Raw genomic sequence first — 22,324 nt, 5'->3', positions numbered from 1 at the left:
TAAATTCAGAGAGTTAGACTTAAATAATCGGGATTTCGAGATTGGATAAAGAAAAGCCCCAACACTGTGGGGCTTTGAGATTTCGTATTAGAGGAACTCGTCGGCACCGCCAGATAGCATAATCTCGCCACTGTCTGCCATTTTCCTCGCAATACCCAAGATCTCTTTCTGAGCCGCTTCCACTTCAGAGACTTTCACTGGCGGCATCGCCTCAATATCGTCTCTCATCATATCGGCAGCACGTTTAGACATGTTCTTGAAGATCTTCTCACGTAGACCTTCATCGGCACCCTTAAGTGCTTTCTGAAGAATATCTTGTGGGACATCACGCAGCAATCGTTGAACGCCTTGGTCATCAACTTCGATAAGGTTTTCAAAGACAAACATAAGATCTTGAATCTGCGTTGCCATGTCTTCGTCTTGATCTCGGATTTGATCCATCAAGACACCTTCGACGTTGTTATCCATGTAGTTCATGATTTCAGCCGCAGCTTTCAAGCCACCAATTTTGGCTGCTTGAGCACCAGCTTGACCCGCAAACTGTTTCTCCATGATTTCGTTCAGTTCAGCAAGCGCTGAAGGTTGAACTTCTTCAAGGTTAGCAATACGCATCATTAAGTCTAGACGTACACGTTCAGGGAACTGAGATAAGATCTCAGCTGACTGATCGGCTTCTAAGTAAGACAATACAATCGTTTGAATCTGAGGATGCTCGTTGATGATGATACTTGCCACCTGACGAGGATCCATCCACTTAAGAGAATCCAAACCTTTCGAACCGGTACCTAGAAGGATCTGGTCAACAAGGTTATTCGCCTTATCTTCACCCAGAGCCGCCACCAATGCGTTACGCATGAAGTCTTCACTGCCCATGCCGATGTTGGTGTACTTCTGAATATCATCTAAAAAGGCACGGTGAACTGCGCCGACTTTCTCTTGCGACAAGTCCGTGGCACGTGCCATCGCACTACCCACACGTTGAACCTGCTTAGGCTCTAAGTGACGAATAATACCGGCCGCATCTTCTTCATTGAGACTCAATAACAAGATCGCTGCGCGTTCATCACCCGATATCGAGTCGATGTCCACACTAGCGACATCAAGCACTTCACCGCCTTCAGCTTGTTGTGGAACAATTTCGTTAGCCATCTGCCATCCAATTCTTAACTACTTGAGCTGCTAGCTCTGGTTCATTCGCTACAAGAGCACGTACTGCTTTAAGCACATCTTCGTCTTTATGAAGGTTAGGTAAATCTATACTCGAACCGAATTCGAACAATTCACCACCTTCGATATCGCCACCAATCAGGCTGGTTTCGCCATCGGCGCCAATCGGCATGCCATCAGGGCCATACATCTGATCATCATTGTCTGCAGCTGGGTTAAGCAATTTCTTCATTGCTGGGCGAACCAGAACCAACACCACCACAATAATGACCAACGCACTTGCAAACCAACGGATCCAATCGTTAAAGTTTGGATGCTCCCAAATTGGTACATCCGCTACGATATCGGTCACTTGAGGCGCAAATTGCATGCTCAATACATTAAGTAGGTCACCACGAGTTTCATCAAAACCCACAGTACCGATCAATACCTGACGAATCGCATTGATTTCGCTCGCTGGGATTGGCGTGTGAACGACTTCACCGGTATCTGGATTCAACGACTGGCGATCTTTGATTGCGACAGAAACCGTTTGGCGATTAACCGTGCCACTTTGCTTACGCTCATGGCTGATGGTGGTATCTAGCTCGAAGTTTCGAGTCGCTTCTTTATGAACCGAACCCTGCCCTGTCAAAGCTCCATCTTTCATCTGAGCAACATCTTGAGGAATAGAAGCATCTGCCGGTGGTTGATTGCTCAAAGCACCTGGGATACCTGCCACTGTATTACCATTGTTGTAATCTTCTAGCGTGTATTCACTTCGTGTTGCTGGTGTGTTCGGGTCAAAACGCTTTCTTGTTTGCTCTACCGCGCTAAAGTCGAGTTGAATATCAACCTGAGCGGTGTAATTACCAAAACCAAGAATAGGGATAAGAATAGAGTCAATTTTTTCACGCAACGCTTGCTCTTGGTTACGTTCAAGTTCGTGCTCTTTGCGACGAGCCGTGGACATTGGGTCTTGAGAGCCTGAGCTCAAAAGTCGTCCGTGCTGATCGGTCACAGTAATACGCGAGGTTTTCATTCCCGGTACAGCACTGGCTACCATATCAACAACAGAATCCACTTCTTGTTGTTTTAGGTTGGCGCCGGTTTTCACCGTTAGGAACACAGAAGCGGACGCTTCTTGATTGTGTCGAACAAACACACTTTGCTTTGGCAAGGCCAGTAAAACCTGCGCTTTACGCACCTGTTTCATCTGTTCAATGGCTTTTGCAAGTTGTCTTTCACGACTTAATTTTAAGCGTTCTTGTTCTAAACGTTGCGATACGCCAAAACCCATGTCTTGCATGAGGATGTCGTCACCTGCGTTTCTCTCTTGATTCAATCCCGCTCGTACCATATTAAGCTTCAGTGAATTGTACTCACTGGCCGGTACTGAAATGGTGTTGCCTTCAAGAGAATACTCGATCTTCTGTAGATCTAAGTAATCAAGAACTGGGATCAATTCTTCTGTTTCATACGCCCCTAATGGACGCATTTCTGGCTCTTTAACCCAGAAAAACAGCATCACAATAAGCGCGACACAGATAGAAATCGAAAGGACTAAGACGACCTGACGAAGTAAATCAAGATCACCTACGGCCATATCGAACTTTGATGAACTGCGTTCACCTAGATCGGGATTTTGCCCTTCTCCGTCTAGCTCTGAACCGGCAATAAGTGCGTGGTCGTTGCTATCGCTTACGGCTAAATCTGTTGTTTGACTATTTTCTGCCACTATTCAACTACCTAACTTATACCGGCATATTCATAAGCTCTTTGTACGACTCGACCAATTTATTTCTAATTTGGATCGTCGCCTCAAAGGCCACACTAGATTTATTCCGAGCGATCATCACATCGGATAGAGATACACTCTGGTCACCGCTATCAAAGCGAGCTTGAAGATCGCCAGAGGTCTTTTGTAGTGAGTTCACGTTATTGATGGCTTGCGTCAACATATTGCCAAAGTCTGCACCAACCGCTTGCCCCGTTGCAGCGGGACGCGCGCTAGCAGCTTCAACCATCATTGCCTGCATTTCGCCTTGTAAACCATCTATTCTCATCTACTACCTCAGGAGTCAAAATTATGACTATCTATTTAGCTGTATTATTGACAGAGCAATTAGCGTGCCACACATTAATTTGACTAGACATCGTACTACAGCAGTCAGAAATCTGGCACCACTAATCTAGCCTCAGTTTGGGATATCTATTCCAGCATCACGCATTTTTGCCAACTTATAACGCAGCGTACGTGGACTAATTCCCAATTTTTCGGCCATCTCTTTACGGCGTCCATTACAAGCAATCAATGTTTCAAGAATAATCGCATACTCTTGATCTCGAAGCTCATTTCCAAGCCCTTCGCTGCCTGCCACAACTTTATTGATAGGATTCGCTTCAGCAATCGGCTTAATTTCTGGCGCTGCAACACTATTACCTTCAACAATTTGTTGTAGGCCACTTGCGTCTTGCCAATCAACACCTTCAAGTAAGATGTGTTCACCTGAAATATTTTCTTGCTCACTCAGAATTAGCGCGCGCTGCACGACATTATCGAGTTCACGTACATTCCCCGGCCACGGATAATTGACGAGTTTACTGATCGCTTGCTCGGAAAGAGTAGGAACAGGCATACCGAGTTTGGTGCAATGACGTTCAACCAAATGCTTCGCAAGCGGCTCAATATCGCCTTTACGTTCACACAGGGCTGGCCAAGTAATTGGGAATACGTTCAATCGGTAGTATAAATCTTCACGGAAATTCCCTTCAGACACATACTGCTTAAGGTCGCGGTTACTGGTTGCCAGAACACGGACATCCAGTTTGATGCTCTTACGACTGCCAAGACGTTCAACTTCACGCTCTTGCAACACACGCAGCAGTTTCGCTTGAAGACTAAGATCCATTTCACTGATCTCATCCAACAAAATAGTACCGCCCTGCGCTTGTTCAAATTTACCTGGGCAAGCTTGAATAGCGCCAGTAAATGCGCCTTTGTCGTAGCCAAACAGTGTCGCTTCCAACATATTATCTGGAATCGCGGCACAGTTAATCGCAACAAACGGACCGTCTTTGCGGCTCGAAGCGTTGTGAATATAGCGAGACATAACCTCTTTACCAGAACCACTTGGCCCTAGCACCATCACGTTGGCATCGGTTTTAGCCACCTTGTCGGCCAACATCATTAGCTTGATGCTTTTCTCATCGGCAACAATGGCATCGCCATTATCGTCCGATTTTACGGGAGCGTAACGGCTCACCATATTAAGCAGAACTTCAGGCGCAAATGGCTTTGCCATGTAATCAATAGCGCCTTCTTTCATTGCCGCTACCGCGTCTTCAATGTTGGCGTAAGCCGTCATCAATAAGACCGGAAGATTTGGCCAATGCTGCTTGATGTTTCTTAGCAATGCTAAGCCGCCCATACCTGCCATCTGTACATCAGAGACCACGATATCAACGGAGTTCGATTTCAATTTTACCAGAGCATCTTCCGCACAATCCGCTTCTAGCCATTCATAGCCAGCAAGTGCGAGTGTATCGACAAGGGCTTCGCGTAGACCTTCATCATCTTCGACGATTAACACTTTGCTTTGAGCCATAGGATTCTCCAGTGTAAATTCAGTTAAAACTTATTCATTTTCAGAAGAAGTGCTTCTCTCTAACGGCAAACACATTGTAAAGCATGCACCATCCCCTTCTTCTGATATTAATTCCAATCGGCCTTCATGTGCTCGACAGACCATTTGCACAACCGCTAACCCCAAACCGGTACCTTGCGAACGAGTGGTAAAGAAGGGTTCCATAATTTTACCTTGAAGCTCTTTCGGTACGCCGGGGCCACTGTCTTGTACTGATATCTTAAGTTCGCCGTTTACGGGCCTAAAGAACACATCAATCTGCGATTCCTTACCAGCAATTTGCACCGCGTTCAAAACTAGGTTGCTCAGAGCAGACGCAATAGCATTAGCGTTGCCAAACATCTGAGTCTCTTCGCCTTCCACTTCCTGGCAATAATCAATCTGGTTCGATTTTAATGCCGCTTCCACCATTGGGTGAAATTCAGTGATCAATTCAGCGACGGTAAACGGCTTCACAACCTTGTTGTCGCCACCTTTGGCAAACAACAACATGTCATTCACTTGCTTCTCTAAGTCATGCAATCTATCCATAAGCTTAGATTGAAAACGTGTCTTTGTAGCAGGAGGTAAGTTGGGCGCGGCAAGATTCGACGCGTATAACATCGCGCTCGAAAGCGGAGTTCGTACCTGATGCGCCAACGAGGCAACCATTCTGCCTAACGACGACAAACGCTGAAGATCACTCACGCGAGATTGTAGAAGACGAGTTTCTGTCAGGTCGGTAATCAAAATAAGCTGACCCGTGGTAGACGCTGAGATCGCCAAGCGAACCTTACGTCCGTTCTTTAATGAAATCTCGTGTCCATCATCGTCTTTAGGGTCAAAGGCACTTTGAATCACCGAAAACCACTTCTCACCCACTAACTCAACACCAAGAATACGGTGCGCTTCTGGGTTCGCTTCTCTTACTTCCCCATGAGTATCTAACAAGATGACACCTGCTGGCATCACATCAAGCACTTGCTTATAGCGCTCAACCTGTTGTTCAACTGAATCTAGGTGTGATTGATTTTCTGATTCGTGCATGTCAAAAATTTGCCTCAAATACTAAAACAGCCTGACACGTAAAACACGCGTCAGGCTATTTGCTATATTTATCACATAGTTAAGCAAGCAACAACTCGACTATGTCCTTTCTACTGTCTCAATCAAAACGATGTTTTAACTCAACACCCGTCTTAACTTGATACCGCTGAACGCGAATCTGAGCTCTATCGCTGTAGATTATATTTACGCATTTTTTCAACCAGAGTCGTTCTGCGCATGCCAAGCATGTCGGCAGCACGAGCAACAATTCCGCCCTGAGCTTCCAACGCTTGATTGATCATGTTCACTTCCATATCAGCGAGAAGCTCTTTCAAATTTACACCTTCAGGAGGCAGCTCTTGAGGTGCATTTGCGTTATCAGCGAGATCGTCTTGTTGGTCAAAGCTGAAATCCTCTGAGAACAAGTCAGCCAGAGCATCACGTTCTTGCTCTTCCTCTGATACAAAGCTATTAAACTCTGGTTGGAACTCAGGAATATCACTGTATCGATATTTAGTGGGCAGGTGATTGACGTCTACCAAACTGTTCGGGTAGAGGATAACCATACGCTCAACTAAGTTTGCTAGTTCACGAACGTTTCCTGGCCAGTAATGCTCCATCAGAGAGTTAATCGCTCGAGCAGTGAAACAGATAGGCATGCTGCCTTCCGCTTCCATTCGAGTCATCAGCTCTTGAAGCAGCAATGGAATGTCTTCTTTGCGATCTTGAAGCGCAGGCATTTCGATCGGGAAGACATTCAAGCGATAGTAAAGATCTTCACGGAACGAGTCATCGTCGATCATGTCTTCAAGGTTGCGGTGTGTTGCCGCAATCACGCGAACGTCAGCTTGAATCGTGTTGTTACCACCAACGCGTTCAAAGCATCGCTCTTGTAACACGCGCAGCAGTTTAACCTGCATCGCCATTGGCATATCGCCGATTTCATCAAGAAATAGCGTGCCACCTTCAGCTAACTCAAAGCGCCCTTTACGTGCGGTAATCGCTCCGGTAAACGCACCTTTCTCATGACCAAACAGTTCACTTTCCAATAAGTCTGGCGGAATCGCGCCACAGTTCACTGGCACGAAAGGCCCAGAACGACGCTTAGAATGATAATGAATGTTTCGAGCAACTACTTCTTTACCTGTACCTGATTCACCAAGAATCAGTACATTCGCGTCAGTTGAAGAGACTTGTTCAATTAAGTGGCGAACTTCTTGAATGCCAGCACTTTGCCCAACGAGGCTACGAAACAGTGTGTTATCACGTGCAGAAGAAACAACTTGGACACCTTTACGACCTAAGAAGTCTTTACAGTGTCTTAATGCATCACTTAATTGAGGATAATTAAGAGGCAGCTCTAATTCGCCAACATAGTTGGTGAGTTCATCGACCGAATGATTATGCTTGCCAATAACAAGCAATGGGATGTGATTTGCGTGAACGAGCTTTTCATTGAGTAAAGCGTTGAAGCCTTTACCTTTAATTGAGCCAATAATGCAGCCTGACCACTGTAGTGACCAATCCACTTTACGTGCTTGTTCCGAGCTGATTACTTCGCAGCTCTCTCCTACAAACTCTAATATTGTGCTTAAATTGTGACGATCTTGAGAATTATCATCGACGACAAGCAGTTTTGCCAAACCATGCATAAGTAGGAATTATTGCCTTTATTTTGGTGCGATGCGGAAAAACGGTGAGCAACGTAATCTATAAAACAGAAGAATATATCAATGATTATGTTTTACGTGGACAAATTAAGGAAATCAGCAACGAAAAAAGCCATTAGGCTATCTAATGGCTTCTATTTTATTTGATTAAAAAAATAAGGCAACCAACCAATTAACGTAAGTGTCGCTAGTTGGAAGGATAGTTTTTCTTTAAATACCGACGTCAGCAGACGTCAAGTTGTGATATTCGTTCGGAATTTGGTCCCAAGCGCTCTTAATTTCGCGGATAATATCGATAACATCATCAATTGGCTGTGGGTCATTTTTGTGATTTGCCGCAGAAATTTGCGTGATCATGAACTCATAAAGTTGATCTAGGTTTTTCGCAATATCACCACCATCGGCCATAGAAAGGCAACTACGTAGGCTAATAATGATATCTAGAGCCTTACCAAGGCGTTCACCTTTCACTGGAATGTTGCCCGCTTGCATTGCCGCTTTACCTTGAATCAAGCGTTCAATAGCACCTGCCATCAACATTTGTACAATCTTATGGGGTGAGGCAGCTGTTAGCTGACTATCCACTGATACCTTTTTATATGCCTGTAAAGAACCGCGCATAGTAAACCTCTTCTATAAAAACTTTTTGTATTGTTGAACTGATTTAGCGCCGTGACGGTATTTGTGTAGGTTCTTACCTACTCGAGTCGTCTCAGACTGCATCAATTTGACCAATTTTCTGGTTCTGGTAATGGCTTCAAACCATTCAGAACTTTGCTTAACGTCGGGGTATGAGTCGATGAATTGAAGCACGTTTTGCAATAACTGTTCTCTGTTATCGACAAGCTGCGTTATTTCTTCAGCATTAATTTCACTAAATTCGAGCTTAGAGATAATTAATTGATCCAGTTCACAAAGCTCTTGAAGCTGGGTATTCATCGATTAGCCCAACGCATTCATCATACTGCCCAATTGAGACTGCATTTTGCTGGTCGCATCTTGCATAGCCGTAAACTTAGAGTGTGTCCGGTTTTGTAGGCTATCCATGCGACGGTCCAATGCACTTTGATCATCAACTAAGCGATAATTCTGTTCGACCAGACTCTTTTCTCGTGTACGAATAGAGCCCGTAATACCGGTGATGCCTTGAATTGCATCTTCCACTTTTTTGGCGAAACCATTGTTACCGCCAAAGAACTCACCCAACTTATCGAAGTTGTTGTTGAGTTGACGGTCAAGCATGTCGTAGTTGATCTCTAGCGAGCCTTGTCTAGTTGTCGTGATACCAAACTCAGTCAATGATTTAAGGTTATCTGGCGCACTCTCAATGCTCGACGAGAAGACGCCTTTTAACCTTGAGTCGGCATTACGTACCGTACTGTCACCAGAGAGTGGGCCTTTTTGGCCTGTTGTTGGGTCAACACCCGCCAAGTCTTTAGAAACTTGATAAAACTGGTTATAAGAACTCACAAAGGATTCGATATCTTGGCGAACACTATTGCGGTCGTACTCAACACCGATTTCTGCCGGTGGCTTATCTTTCGGTGTTTTTCCTTTAACCGTAATATCGATACCTTCAACGGCATCTTCAATCACATTGTTGTTACTAGAGAGCTGAGCAACGCCGTCCAAGACAACCATTGAATCTTGGCCAGCTTGAACTTCCGTCATACCGCTATAGGTATCAAATGATTGCTGCGCTTGAGCTAGGTCGGCTTGTACTTTGTCGACTTTTTCCAATTGCTCACGCTCTTCAGGCGATAGCTTAGAGCGCTCGATGGTTTTAGCTTGTTCAGCGGTCAATTCGCCCTTTTCTACTTTTTCAGCCAGCTCAGTTTTTTCTTGAGCGATTTTCTCTTCAATACGAGCTTGTTCGGCTTCGAGTTTCTGCTGTGCTTCTTTTGGCGTGACGTATGAATCGGTCAAGGTACCTGATGCTGCATTTGACCAACCCGGAACATCGGGTGCTTTCTCAATTGCTTTTTCATCAAGCTCAAGTTCAGGTGAGTAATAGGAGTCTAGGAGCGTGCCAGAGGCCGTCTCACTCCAACCTGGAATATTGTCTTCAGGCATGACCGATTTTGCAGCTTGAGCAGCGTCTAGAGCAGCCTGACCGTCAGCTGCGGCTTGTTCGCCGTAGCTCAGGCTTTGAGAGCCTTCATCAGCTGCTGTGGAATCTGTTTGGGTTGCCGGAATGATATTTCCGTTTTCATCGAGTGTTTCACTCGCATTAGGATCATCGTTAGCGATCGCGTCATCGATGAGTTCGACAGCTTTGCCTGCCGGTGTTAGAGCTAGGAGTTCTTGAGCAGCAAGGCGAGCTTTCTCTAACGATTCAACACGCTCTTCAAGCGTTCTATATTCGAGTTTTTTTAAGGGATTTGCAGAGTCGGAATCGACATTGATATTGATTTGTTGGTCAGAACCAGACTGATTGGAAGCAACGATAAGTCGCGGGCCTTCAACATCATTGATGATAGAAGCACGAACGCCTGGGTTTTTATCTGCGCCGTTAATTCCGCGAACAACCTCGATCAGTTTAGATCTATCGCTAACTTGTACGTCAAAGCTCTTGTCACCTAACGAAATCTGCAGCTTGCCTGGACCAAATTTCATGTCTTCTGACAAAACATCAGAAGCCACTTTATGGCTTTGGGCAAGCTGCAACACATCGATGGCATATTTGCCAGCGATCGCTTCGGTAGTCGCTGTTGCAGAAACCAGACCTTCATCGGTACTCTCGACTGTTCTCACAGCGAAAGCTTTCTCCTGACGAAAGTTTGTCATCAGGTTTTTCATCGAATCGAGGGATTCTCTGAGTCTTCCATAGGCACTAATGCTGGTATCGATTCGCGTTCGTTCATTGTCGATTCGTTGCTGTTTAGGCACACGCTCAGAATCAACAATTTTGCTGACCATGGAATTGATATCCATGCCAGACGAAATCCCCATTGGGCCAAAACTCATTAAATCACCTCAATAATACGACTTAAACCTTCACCTCAAATATTCGACTATTTGAGTTTTGGGCTGCTAGGCGTCTTAGAATTTCAAGCATTTCTTCATCGGGAATCTGGCGAATAATATCTCCAGTCGTGGTCTCATAAATCGTGACCACATCTCTTCCCGATTCTTCATCGACTTTAAAGGCAACACCTTTATTGAGAGAAGAGATAAACTCGTTTACCTTCTCTACCATCTTGACTCGCTCTTCATCATTTAACTCTTGTCTATGTTGAGCCAATTGAATCGCCGCTTCAGTAGCTTCTTCTTTCGATTTCTCTACTTTGCCATAAGATGTTGCTTCTTTCAGTCGTGAAGTACTCGACGCACTACTACCTTCATCGCTTGCAAATTTAATGCCATTAGGTGAGCCATAAGGCTGGATGTTCGATGTGTTGGATGATATTTCCATAACAGTCTCCCTCCCTCCTTTGTGAGCCATACAGTAAAACTCTACCCAAAGTAGAGTTTACCGCTACTTACCGAAGTAAGTTTAGCCCAATAAGCTTAGAGCTGCTGATGGTGATTGTTTTGCTTGAGCTAGGATAGAAGTACTCGCCTGTTGTAGGATTTGAGACTTCGTCATTGCTGTTGTTTCTTTCGCGTAATCAGTATCTTTGATACGGCTCTTAGATGCATTAACGTTTTCGTTGATGTTATCTAAGTTGCTGATTGCGTGGTCAAAACGGTTTTGGAAAGCACCAAGAGAAGCACGGTTACTATCAACAGATTTTAGTGCGCCATCAATGATAGACACCGCTTCATTTGCACCAGCAACTGAAGTTACGTCGATATCGTTAACAGTCACGTCTTTAGCTGCACCAATACCAAGTTCACCAGCAAGGCTGCCGCCGAACTCAACATCACCATCAACTTTTTGGCTTGAAGCGAAAAGTTGCAGTTTGCCGCCTTCACCAACAGACGCTTTAACGTCTTGGCTTTGACCGTTGATGTAAGTTGCTAGCTCTTCCATATCGTTGCCTTCCTTCGCAGAAATAGACAACTCTTGTGCTTCACCAAACTTATCGTTGTATTTGATCGTTAGGTCAGAGCCCGCAGCCACACGCCATGAAGCATCTTTACCTTCAGTAACGCCGTAGCTTTTGCCACCCATGTCTTGAGTGTCGGTACGCATGTTGTTCATCGTTAGCATTACTGCTTCACCAGAATCAGCACCAATTTGGAAAGATTGGCTACCGTAAGTACCGTTAAGAAGCTTGTTACCACCAAAAGAGGTCGTTTCAGCAATACGGTTAAGTTCAGTGTTTAGAGCAGAGACTTCTTCTTGGATCGCAACACGTTCAGATTTGCTGTTTGAACCATTTGAAGATTGAAGAGAAAGGTCACGCATACGTTGCAGAATGTTGGTTGACTCATTCATTGCACCTTCAGCTGTCTGTGCAATAGAGATACCGTCATTCGCGTTTTTCACAGCCATATCTAGGCCACGGCTTTGCGACGTTAAGCGGTTAGAGATTTGTAGGCCTGCAGCATCATCTTTTGCGCTATTGATTTTATAGCCAGAAGACAAACGCTCCATTGATTTTTGAGTACCTTCAGCCGCGCTATTCAGGTAGCGCTGAGCCGTCATTGCAGACACATTAGTGCTTACATTAATCGCCATAGTTGATCTCCTTTAGGCATTTTTTAATGTACTTATGTGACTCTCACCTCACACAAATACATGTCAATTTTGTTTATGCACCAGTGTCTCTCTCACCTTACATTGGTACATATCATTTCTCTCAATCCCTTTAACGGCCCCTTAAGTAGAAGCTTTAATAAAAAATGTGCTTTTTTTCGTATTCTTTTCAACAACAAAGAAAAGTGTGATCGGGATTCAATTAATAGAGCGACATTCGCTAAAGTTTCCATTCAACTTGGATTAATGAGCGTGGTGTTGAATATAAAAACCCAAAAAGATCCCTGATATCTCGTTCTACTCGATTCTGGGATGACGAAAGGCTGCTTCGATGTAGTAAGCGAGGAAATCATCATTTCCCAATCCCCGTCATTCCCTACAGTGAGGAACGAGCGTGATAGGGAATCTCGCTTTTTCTTCTATCAACCAACATTGCACTTTCCCAATACACCTTCACCAAATAACAGGCAATAAAAAACCCAGCCGAAGCTGGGTCTGTTTAGCGCTCATCTCTCACCACGAGCTAATTTGTGGAAGCCTTACGTTAACGCCTATGATGATCAACAACATATAGTCAACGTGGCCTTTCAATCGATTAACCTAGTAGGCTAAGTGCCGAGTTCGGTGCTTGCTTCGCTTGAGCAAGGATCGAGCTTGAAGCTTGAGAAAGGATCTGAGACTTAGTCATCTGAGTCGTTTCTTTCGCGAAATCGGTATCTTTAATACGGCTCTTAGATGCGTTAACGTTCTCGTTAATGTTGTCTAAGTTGCTGATAGCGTGGTCGAAACGGTTTTGGAAAGCACCCAGTTCAGCACGGTGGCTGTCTACGTACTTAAGTGCCGCATCGATAACAGCTACAGATTCTTGTGCGCCGCCAACTGATGTTACGTCGATAGTATCAACCGTTACATCTTTGCCAGGTTGCATGCCTAGTTCGCCAGCAAGGCTGCCAGAGAATGCCACTTCGCCTTCAACTTTGTTGTTACCAGTAAACATTTGTAGCTTACCGTCTTCAGTTACAGACGCTTTAACAGAGTCTTGTTGACCGTTGATGTACGTTGCTAGCTCTTCGATGTCGTCGCCCGCTTTCGCAGACACATCGATTTCTTGCGCTTGGCCGAAGTTATCAGTGAACGACATTTTTAGGTCGTTTGCGCCAGCTTGAACGTTCCAGTCTTTGTCTTTCGCGTTCTCAGTTTGGTAGCTCTTACCACCCATCTGAGCGTTATCAGAGCGCATGTCTTTCAGTTGAAGCATTACCGCTTCACCGTTATCTGCACCGATTTGGAATGATTTAGTACCGTGAGTACCGTTAAGCAGCTTGTTGCCACCGAAAGACGTGGTTTCCGCAATACGGTTCAGTTCGTCGTTCAGTGCTGTAACTTCTTCTTGAATCGCTACACGCTCAGATTTTGAGTTTGAGCCGTTTGAAGATTGTAGAGACAAATCACGCATACGTTGTAGGATGTTGGTTGTCTCGTTCATTGCACCTTCAGCAGTTTGTGCAATAGAGATACCGTCGTTCGCGTTACGAACAGCAACATCAAGGCCGCGGCTCTGAACGTTCAAACGGTTAGAGATTTGTAGGCCCGCAGCGTCATCTTTTGCGCTGTTGATTTTAGAACCTGAAGCTAGGCGCTCCATTGATGTTTGTTGTGCGCTGTTTGCGTTGTTTAGGTAACGTTGCGCAGTCATCGCTGAAACGTTTGTATTTACATTCACTGCCATGGTGATTTCTCCAATTGATTTTCCGGTATAGCGGTTTCCGACGTCTCGGAAAACCAAGTAGTTCTCTCAAAGTTACTTTTAATAACGGCTCAAAATCCCGAAGCTTTAGAAAAACTTTTAAAAAACCACAAATAAAATATTAACTCGTTATTTATCATAAACTTAAATTTATCACTTTTCTAAAACAGCTATTGAATTTAATGGGCTAAAGATCCTGACTTGTTCAAAAAACACGCTAACTGTCGTTCAAATTGGTCAAAGCTCAGAAATGATCAATCACCAAAGATCGCAGATGGGCTTAAAGATTGTGCAATTTATCTTGCCAAGGAAAGCATTTGTAACGAAGAAAATGGGATGAATTGAAACGTTAAAGATCAGAAACCTAAAGTTAGAAGCCAGCGGGAAACGCAGAAAACAGGAAAACAAAAAGGTAGAAAGCAAAAAGATAGGAAACAGAGAAATTAAAAACAGAAAGGAAAAAGCCCCTTTTCCTTTGAGAGAACCGGGGCTAGTTGGCAGGTCAGAGCCTATGTGGAGATCATCGAGAAATGAACACATTTCTGACTCGCCGTTGCATTCTTACCGTAAAAATGAATAGCAGGTGAGAGATGAGAGAGCTAAACACTCATAGTAAGTATGCTTGCCAGTATCCCTTGCTGTATGGCTCACGTCTGAACACGAACAGCAAGTTCAACCAATAACTATTGCAATAGTGTCATTGCAGAGTTAGGCAACTGTTTTGCTTGAGCAAGTATCGAAGTACCTGCTTGTTGCAGAATTTGTGATTTGGTCATTTGCGTCGTCTCTTTCGCAAAGTCCGTATCTTTGATTCGGCTGTTAGAAGCGTCTACGTTCTCTTGAACGTTCGCCAAGTTATTAATACTGTGGCTTAGACGGTTCTGTTTAGCACCCAAATCAGCACGCTGTGAATCTACATACTTCATTGCAGAATCAATTACGCTGATTGCGTTTTGTGAACCTGCAACGCTAGTCAGGCTGATATCTTGAACCGATGTTGCACGGCCTTCACTCTTAATACCTAGCTCAGATGCTAGACCACCAGAGATCGACATTGCACCGTCAAGGTCAGGTTCAGCAACGAATAGTTGTATGCGACCATCATCGGTTACCGATGCGTTCACAAGATCAGATTGACCATTAATGTAAGTAGCAAGCTCTTCGATATCATCACCCGCTTTGGTATTGATATCTAAAACGATGTCTTCACCTGCTTTGGTTCTAAATTCAAACTTAAGATCGCTCGCCGTTGGCGGCACTTCCCAGCTTTTATCTTTACCATTTTCAGAATCGAACGTAGTACCGCCCATACGGAAATCATCAGCACGAACGCTAGTGAGTCCCATAATCATTGCTTCACCAGAGCTAGAACCTATTTGGAAAGATGCTTCACCAAATGAACCATTCAACAGACGACGGCCACCAAATGAGGTTGTTTCCGCGATACGGTTTAGCTCATCTTGAAGTGCCGAAGACTCTTCATTAAGCGCTGTACGTTCCGCTGCCGAGTTTGTACCGTTTGATGATTGAATCGCCAGATCACGCATACGTTGTAGCACGTTGGTTGATTCGTTCATCGCGCCTTCAGCGGTTTGTGCAATTGAAATACCATCATTGGCATTACGCATTGCCACGTCTAAACCACGTGATTGCGCCGTTAAACGGTTAGAGATTTGCAGACCGGCTGCATCATCTTTCGCGCTGTTGATTTTATGCCCTGATGACAAGCGCTCCATAGAGGTCGCTAAATCATTAGACGCTTTATTCAGGTAACGCTGTGCTGTCATAGCAGAAACGTTAGTGCTTACATTAATAGCCATTTTGCTCTCCTTATGAGTTCGCAAACTTTCTGCGAAGCGGCCAGCTTTACTCTCATATGGATAAGCACTGACCGTGTATTACTCGCTAAACCCTATGCAGGGTTTAAGATCTGTATAAATCATTTTATGACCAACACAGATACAAGTTATATGCCAAGTTTAATACTGTTTTGATTAATTTTTAATATACATAAAATCAATCACTTAAATTAAAACTTAACTCGATTTGGTTTAACTGGCTTGGGGAACAAAAAATACCTTCATTCGCCCATTGCCGCTTTTTGCCGCTATTTTCAAACAGATGATATCCTGTATAAAAAACCGGCAAAGGTTGAAGTGATTCGCTCATACGGCATAGCACATATGGCAAAGAATCTAACTTCAATGGTGAGTGTTAATTCACCACTAAATACCAATTGATCATTAAATATAGTTAAACAAGGTCAGGTCTTTGGTTTTACCAAACGCTTGTTGAGAAGCTTGCAATGCCCGAGAGTTTTCATTGAACTCAATGATGGCCTTCGAGTAATCCAAGTCTTCAAAGTTGCTTTTTGCTTTGGCTAAAGACAACTTAAAATCTTCATGTTGCTGCTCTTGAATATCCAGCGTACTTAAACGCGCACCAACATCGGTTCTTGCCTTGGTCAAATGGATAAACGCAGCGTGGAACTCTTCTGTTACTTGGTGTAATTTCGCTGTTGCTGATGCATCCGATACCGGGTTTTCAGCCTGTTCAGCCGCTTCTTTGAACGTATCAAAGATAGAGAAGGTTTCTCGCGGTTCTAAGGTGATCGAATCACCTTTAGTGATTTGGCCTTTGATTTGGATATTCAGCCCTTCATAGACAATGCCAGTCGAAGGATCAAAGTCTTCTGCGGCCACCACTGCGCCATCTTTTTCAAGTTGATAAGCATAATTTCCTGTCTGCATATCAACGAACGTCACTTTATACGTTGAGCCATCTTCAGCTGAGTTCGTCGCACGTTCCAAAAGTAATTCAGAAGCGGGTTCAAGCTCGTACTGCGGTTCGTAATCACCAAACGGGTTATCTATTTCCATAAATAACTTGCTACCCGGATCATTCATCGCCATCTCGAAGCTACTCGCTACACGCATCTTTCGCTGATAGTCATCGCCCTGATAGCTGACGTTACCTTGATTATCTCTAAAGAAGGGTTGATTCTTCGGCTTCGTACCCGCAAACGTGTAGTTACCCGACTCATCTTGAGAGTTAGCTAGATGCAGAAAGTTATTCGATAATTCTTGGATCTCGCGTTTCTTCGCTAAACGATCCTCTGGAGAGAGCGCACCGTTAATCATTTCCATCACAGTTCGTTTTGCTTCATCAGCAAAGCCTTCGGTGTTGGAGACCAATACCTCATGATGTTCCAATCGATTACGAACCAAGACGATTGCGTCACTATATTGCTTAAGCTGCTCTGATTGCTGACCAATATTTTGTAAATAGTGGGTCGCAAGAGGATCATCACTTGGCGACTGCAACTTCTTACCAGAAGCAAGTTGCGCTTGGTTGTGATGTATCTTGTTCTCTTGACGACGCAAGTCGTTCTGAACAGATTGGTAGTTGTGGAAGCTAGAAATACGATTCAACATTTATACTTCCTACCTCAGAGCCAAAATAGTATTGAACGTATCATTGGCTGCTTGCATGATGCGAGAAGAAGCCATATACGCTTGCTGAAATTTCATCATATTTGCCGCTTCTTCATCGAGGTTAACCCCCGACACTGAAGCAATACGTTCCTGAGCGGATTCCTTTTCTAAGGTGGCAATGTCGCTTAAGCGATTTGCCGTCGACGCTTTCAGGCCCGTATTGGTATTCAAGTTGTGGTAAAGGTCTAAAATCGTAGACTCACCATCATTCAAGATCTTTCCAGTTTGGAGATCTTGCAGTTTACGCAAGTTACCGTTGTCACCCTCAGATGGGACAAGGTTTGCCGTAAATTTATCGTTTGCCACAGCGCCAGCGGTCAACTCGAAAGTCGTGCCATTAATCGTAACCGGCCCTTCAGGTGGGTACGGCTGCGGCTGCATTAAAATATTGCCTTTCGGGTCAGTTACGGCAAACTGCTCACCTTTTGGTGAAACAATCACTTCAAACTCACGCAATTGACCAGCCGCTAGGATCTTGAACCCCGCCGAGCCTTTCGCAAACGTAGTCGATGCCTCATAACTTTGTGCGGCAATATCTCTTGGGTCTTTGGTTTCCATCTGAATCTGAGCAGCAAAGTTACGAGTTGGACGCAGTAACAGCTTCTCACCCAATTCAGGCGGGTTTCGAACTTCGACTCGCATACCGTCTAGATAAAAAGCATTGCCCGCTGAATTAGTGCTGACTTTTACCGTTTCACCGTCAGGCTTGGTCACGACATAATCACTACCATCATACTTAAGACCGTACTCGCCGCCTTTCAAAGCCGAGGTGTCATCAATATAAACGGCAACATCAGCCTTTGATTGGCTGCCAGCCGTCACGCGTGATTTCGCCACGCGCTCAGAGTTCACATCGGTGAAAATGTTTTGGCCTACGTTGCCATTGAGGTCCAAACCTTGTGATTGAAGAGAGTTCACTTTCTCAGAGAAAGCCGTCGCCAAACGTCCAAGTTCGTCCATGATGCCTGGGATATGTTCGTCGCGCATATCGAGCATGGCACCGATTTTCCCATCGATATCATTACTGGTAATCGGCTTCAAAGACTTGCCTTCAACTATCGCTAATCGACGCTGATGCGTATCAGGTAAACCGTCAACTAGCTTCAGTTGACTTGCTTCACTACCAGAAACCAAGGTATGACCATTACCAATATGGACGTTAAATCCTTCCGCATTAGAGCGCGGCGTTACCGTCACTTTGGTGTAACCAGATAGCTCATTGATCAGCTTTTCGTGCTGATCTCGTAGATCATTGTGAGGCCCTGGTGTTCGCATCATCAAACGCTGAACATCACGAATCTCAACCGCTATTTGGTTTACACGTTCTATGCCGACTTCTAATTTTTTGTTCGTAGAATCAGACTGTTGACGCACCGTCTCATGAAATTCATTCAAGGTTTTAGTTACAAGCCCTGCTTTCTCTAACACGACTTTACGCGCACCCACATCATTCGGGGTATCGGCGAGAGTCTTAACGGAATCAAACCATTCGTTGAGGTTTTCTGGAATCTTCTTTGAAGCGACCGATGACAACATGCTCGACAGCATATCGAGGTTGGCTTCGGTATCACCTTTGTTGGCGGCATTGGTTGTCGATAAGTTAAGTTCTTTAACGGCAAACTGATCCCAAGAGCGGCGAACATTTTCCACATGCACACCCATACCGTAGGTTTGCCCACCGTACTGGCGCGGGTCATTCACACCTTGAATCACAGACTGGCGGCTATAACCCTCTGTGTTGGCGTTAGAAATGTTATGACCTGTGGTGTTTAGCTGTCTCTGAGCCGTAAGAACACTTTGTGCCCCTACATTCAGAAGATCCGACGCCATAATGCCCCCAAAAAACTTAACAAAATCAGAATGAACTGATTAACTACAGGTTTAAAAAGCAATATATGTGCCAATAGGAAGTCCGGAGAACTAAAAGACAATAATTTATTGAAGTGTAAAGAGATAACGATGAAAGGAGTGGCAAGATCGGAAGGGGCGGATAAGAAAAGAGCCTGCCAGTAGCAAGCTCTCTATATTGATTTATGACGCTAGTTCATCTCATCGATCTTGGCTTTAACTCGTAAAACCTTGTCTGCATAGTTAGGGTCGGTTGCGTAACCAGCCTGATGAATGCCTTTAATGAAATTCTCTGAATTGCCTTGATGCTGTAGCGCTGTTTCGTATCTTGGGTTTTCGTTCAAGAACTTCACGTAATCATTAAAGCTATCTTCGAAATTAGAGTAAGAACGGAAAGAAGCGGACTCTTTAACGGCTGTTTTACCATGAAACTCAAGCGTTTGAGTCGCGACCTTATCGCCCTTCCAACTTCTATCTGCTTTGATGTTGAATAGGTTGTTGCTGTTGCCCAAAGAGTTCTTAATCATCTTAGAACCCCAACCTGTTTCAAGTGCCGCTTGTGCTAATAGCAATGACGAATCAACACCGAGTGCGCTCGCCGCTTTTTCAGCGTAAGGCTTCATTGAGGTAACAAACGATTCTGGAGAATCAAATGAAGCGGGTTGTTTTGCTGCTGACATGGCTGTTGCTGACTTAGCTGATTGAACTTCAGAGACTTTCCCTTCTGAACGACCTGAATACTGAGGTCTTTCCAGAGAGGTATCAAAGCCTTCACTGCGAACCTTGTCTTCTGTCGCATCACTTGCTTGACCCGCGCTTAATTGAGCCACGATCATATCCGCAAGGCCTAATGAACCTGAAGCACTCAACTCACTCGCCATTTGGTCATCTTGCATCTGACGATAAAACTGTTCGTTCTGGCTGTTCAGCATATCTGACTTAAAGCTAGAGTTCGCATCACGCATCGACTTAAACAACATCGACGTAAAAATGGATTCAAACTGTTTTGCCGCAGCAGTTAATGCTTCTTTCTCGCTGCCTTCTTCACCATTTACTGCTTGTTGACGAAGACGATCTAGGCTGCCGATGTCGTGAATAAAGCCGATGTCATTGTTATTCTTAATCATGCTTTATTCCTTAGATAATGATCAATTGGCCTTCAATTGCACCTGCTTGTTTCAGTGCTTGAAGGATTGCCATTAAATCAGAAGGCGCTGCGCCCACTTCGTTGACTGCGCGAACCAAATCATCCAGCGTTAAGCCCGGTTCAAACTTGAACATCTTGCCATCAGCTTCAGTGACTTCGATATCTGAATCAGGAACCACCACTGTTTGGCCACCAGAAAATGCATTGGGTTGGCTCACGTTTAAGTTTTCTTTGATTGCGACCGTCATACCACCGTGCGTTACCGCAGCAGCTTTTAAGCGAACATGCTTACCAACCACAATCGTACCAGTACGTGAGTTAACAATGATTTTTGCAGAGCCCTCTGCAGGATCGAATTCGATGTTTTCGATGGCAGAAAGGAAAGCCACACGTTGGCTGATTTCACGTGGTGCGCGAACTTTTACTGAAGTCGCGTCGACCGCTGAAGCCATTTGTGGACCTAGGAAATTATTCACCGCATCAGCCAAACGTTGAGCGGTTGTGAAATCTGATTGGATTAAGTTGAAAGTGATGTAATCGCCACGACCGAATGGTGTTGGGATCTCTTGTTCAACCGTTGCGCCACTAGAAATGATGCCGACATTAGGGTTGTTACCGACGATTTTAGAGCCGTCGTTACCTTGCGCACTAAAGCCACTTACCACCAAGTTACCTTGTGCTACCGCGTACACTTGACCATCTAAACCTTTTAGGAAGGTCTGTAGCAAGGTACCACCACGAAGGCTTTTTGCTGAACCGATAGAAGATACTGTTACGTCAACTTCCTGACCTTGCTTAGAGAATGCCGGAAGTTCAGCGGTAACGATAACGGCCGCTACGTTTTTGGTTTTTGGCTTGGTGCCAGGCGGCAATTGAATGCCAAAATTTTGCAGCATTGCGTTAAACGTTTGATCGGTAAAGGGAGTTGTCTCACCAGTACCCGGCAAACCTGTGACCAAACCATAGCCGACAAGTTGGTTACTACGAACACCCGCCACTTTTGCCACGTCTTTAATACGCGCAGCATGGGCACTGGTGGCAAGAAATAGCATGCCGAGTAGTACGAGTGTCAGTTTTTTCATTGAATAACCTGTCTGTATTGCTTTAATTTATAATGAGTTAGCTTGAAATTAGATAATTCTGGGCGTGTCAGTATGTCGACACTGTCTCAAGCTCTACAGAGATACATTAAAGAATCGTGCCAAGAATCCAGGCTCTTGCATATCTTTCTGAACGCCAGTACCTGAGTACTGAATTCGCGCGTTAGAAACTCGGTTCGAAGCAATGGTATTTTCGAAATCAATATCGTCAGGGCGGATAGTGCCACTTAGGCGGATATACTCGTCGCCCGTGTTCAGTGTCATCCACTTTTCACCACGAACCACGAGGTTGCCATTGGCTAACACTTCGATCACTTCTACGGTGATGTAGCCGCTGATGCTGTTACTTTGGTTGGCTGAGGTATCACCAGCAAAGGTGTTGGTGTTACTCAGGTCGTAAGAGAAGTTGTACTTGTCTATGGTCAGCTCTTGGCCACCAACAGCCAATGGTTCCATTGATGCATCGTTCGACTTAGACATGTCTGCATTGGCTTTTTTGGTCGCTCGAGTATTTTCATCGAGTGCAACTGTAATGATGTCACCAATACCGCGAGGCTTTGAATCGTCGTACATGCTGCCAATATGGCTCACATTGAACAGCGAGCCTGTCGCTGCGGCATAATGTTCAGGTTTCTTCTTTGGGTTGATTGGCGCCCATGCAGGGTCGCCCGCGATTGGATCGGTTCTGCCACGAAGGGTGTCAATAATACCAGAGCTCTCTTCAGCCGACTTATCACCCTCCACTGCATCAACCACTGTAGTCGCGTTTTCTTGTGCTGGAGTTTCGATGGGATCCAGTACAGAACAACCTGTCATAGACAGAAACAGAGCTAAACAAAAAATACGTTTCATGG

The 22,324-nt window shown here is 44.8% G+C and carries 18 protein-coding genes; all 18 read right to left on the bottom strand.

Translation table 11 applies throughout. From position 1 onward, the window contains the following. Positions 1 to 87 precede the first annotated feature (87 nt). Positions 88 to 1,149, bottom strand: coding sequence for a flagellar motor switch protein FliG (fliG, locus tag AC3CKG_RS03970; RefSeq protein ID WP_017104826.1), 1,062 nt, complete (start codon positions 1,147 to 1,149; stop codon positions 88 to 90). Beyond that, positions 1,142 to 2,884 carry a flagellar basal-body MS-ring/collar protein FliF gene (gene fliF, locus AC3CKG_RS03965; RefSeq protein WP_017104825.1) on the bottom strand — a complete coding sequence of 581 codons (1,743 nt, stop codon included), beginning with the start codon at positions 2,882 to 2,884 and terminating at the stop codon, positions 1,142 to 1,144. Before fliF ends, fliG begins: the two co-directional genes overlap by 8 nt. 16 nt (positions 2,885 to 2,900) lie before the next feature. Then, the gene (fliE, locus tag AC3CKG_RS03960; protein ID WP_010439327.1) at positions 2,901 to 3,212 is read right to left on the bottom strand and encodes a flagellar hook-basal body complex protein FliE; all 312 of its coding nucleotides are present in this window, start codon (positions 3,210 to 3,212) and stop codon (positions 2,901 to 2,903) included. 132 nt (positions 3,213 to 3,344) lie between these two features. Continuing rightward, positions 3,345 to 4,754: a sigma-54-dependent transcriptional regulator gene (locus AC3CKG_RS03955; RefSeq protein WP_017104824.1), complete on the bottom strand. Its 1,410-nt coding sequence runs from the start codon at positions 4,752 to 4,754 to the stop codon at positions 3,345 to 3,347. Positions 4,755 to 4,784: 30 nt separating this feature from the next. Further along, positions 4,785 to 5,819, bottom strand: coding sequence for a sensor histidine kinase (locus AC3CKG_RS03950; protein WP_017104823.1), 1,035 nt, complete (start codon positions 5,817 to 5,819; stop codon positions 4,785 to 4,787). A 185-nt stretch (positions 5,820 to 6,004) separates the two neighbouring features. Continuing rightward, positions 6,005 to 7,471 (bottom strand): sigma-54 dependent transcriptional regulator, encoded by a 1,467-nt coding sequence (locus tag AC3CKG_RS03945; RefSeq protein WP_017104822.1) that lies wholly within the window; start codon positions 7,469 to 7,471, stop codon positions 6,005 to 6,007. Between the two features lie 228 nt (positions 7,472 to 7,699). After that, on the bottom strand, positions 7,700 to 8,110 hold the full coding sequence (gene fliS, locus AC3CKG_RS03940) for a flagellar export chaperone FliS (protein ID WP_017104821.1): 411 nt from the start codon (positions 8,108 to 8,110) through the stop codon (positions 7,700 to 7,702). Positions 8,111 to 8,122: 12 nt separating this feature from the next. Beyond that, positions 8,123 to 8,428, bottom strand: coding sequence for a flagellar protein FliT (gene fliT / locus AC3CKG_RS03935; RefSeq protein WP_488528836.1), 306 nt, complete (start codon positions 8,426 to 8,428; stop codon positions 8,123 to 8,125). Between the two features lie 3 nt (positions 8,429 to 8,431). Beyond that, positions 8,432 to 10,456 (bottom strand): flagellar filament capping protein FliD, encoded by a 2,025-nt coding sequence (gene fliD / locus AC3CKG_RS03930; RefSeq protein ID WP_488528835.1) that lies wholly within the window; start codon positions 10,454 to 10,456, stop codon positions 8,432 to 8,434. 22 nt (positions 10,457 to 10,478) lie between these two features. Continuing rightward, positions 10,479 to 10,904: a flagellar protein FlaG gene (gene flaG / locus AC3CKG_RS03925; RefSeq protein WP_017104818.1), complete on the bottom strand. Its 426-nt coding sequence runs from the start codon at positions 10,902 to 10,904 to the stop codon at positions 10,479 to 10,481. Positions 10,905 to 10,985: 81 nt separating this feature from the next. Next, positions 10,986 to 12,116, bottom strand: coding sequence for a flagellin (locus tag AC3CKG_RS03920; protein ID WP_017104817.1), 1,131 nt, complete (start codon positions 12,114 to 12,116; stop codon positions 10,986 to 10,988). Between the two features lie 613 nt (positions 12,117 to 12,729). After that, entirely contained in the window at positions 12,730 to 13,863 is a 1,134-nt protein-coding gene (locus AC3CKG_RS03915; RefSeq protein ID WP_004736189.1) for a flagellin, read from the bottom strand. Between the two features lie 701 nt (positions 13,864 to 14,564). Next, a complete protein-coding gene (locus AC3CKG_RS03910) occupies positions 14,565 to 15,701 on the bottom strand; it encodes a flagellin (protein ID WP_004736187.1) in 1,137 nt (378 codons plus the stop codon). A 423-nt stretch (positions 15,702 to 16,124) separates the two neighbouring features. Continuing rightward, on the bottom strand, positions 16,125 to 17,315 hold the full coding sequence (flgL, locus tag AC3CKG_RS03905; protein ID WP_004736186.1) for a flagellar hook-associated protein FlgL: 1,191 nt from the start codon (positions 17,313 to 17,315) through the stop codon (positions 16,125 to 16,127). A gap of 9 nt (positions 17,316 to 17,324) precedes the next feature. Beyond that, positions 17,325 to 19,205, bottom strand: coding sequence for a flagellar hook-associated protein FlgK (gene flgK / locus AC3CKG_RS03900; protein ID WP_076668713.1), 1,881 nt, complete (start codon positions 19,203 to 19,205; stop codon positions 17,325 to 17,327). A gap of 209 nt (positions 19,206 to 19,414) precedes the next feature. Then, positions 19,415 to 20,350: a flagellar assembly peptidoglycan hydrolase FlgJ gene (gene flgJ / locus AC3CKG_RS03895; protein WP_102340701.1), complete on the bottom strand. Its 936-nt coding sequence runs from the start codon at positions 20,348 to 20,350 to the stop codon at positions 19,415 to 19,417. Positions 20,351 to 20,360: 10 nt separating this feature from the next. After that, the gene (locus AC3CKG_RS03890; protein ID WP_010439299.1) at positions 20,361 to 21,452 is read right to left on the bottom strand and encodes a flagellar basal body P-ring protein FlgI; all 1,092 of its coding nucleotides are present in this window, start codon (positions 21,450 to 21,452) and stop codon (positions 20,361 to 20,363) included. A gap of 93 nt (positions 21,453 to 21,545) precedes the next feature. Beyond that, positions 21,546 to 22,322, bottom strand: a complete 777-nt coding sequence (flgH, locus tag AC3CKG_RS03885; protein WP_017106349.1) for a flagellar basal body L-ring protein FlgH — start codon at positions 22,320 to 22,322, stop codon at positions 21,546 to 21,548. Between the last annotated feature and the right edge of the window lie 2 nt (positions 22,323 to 22,324).

It is taken from the genome of Vibrio sp. QJM3NY_15 (genome assembly GCF_057785995.1).
The sequence above is the reverse complement of the archived record's forward strand: the minus strand, read 5'-3'. Positions and strand labels throughout refer to the sequence as shown.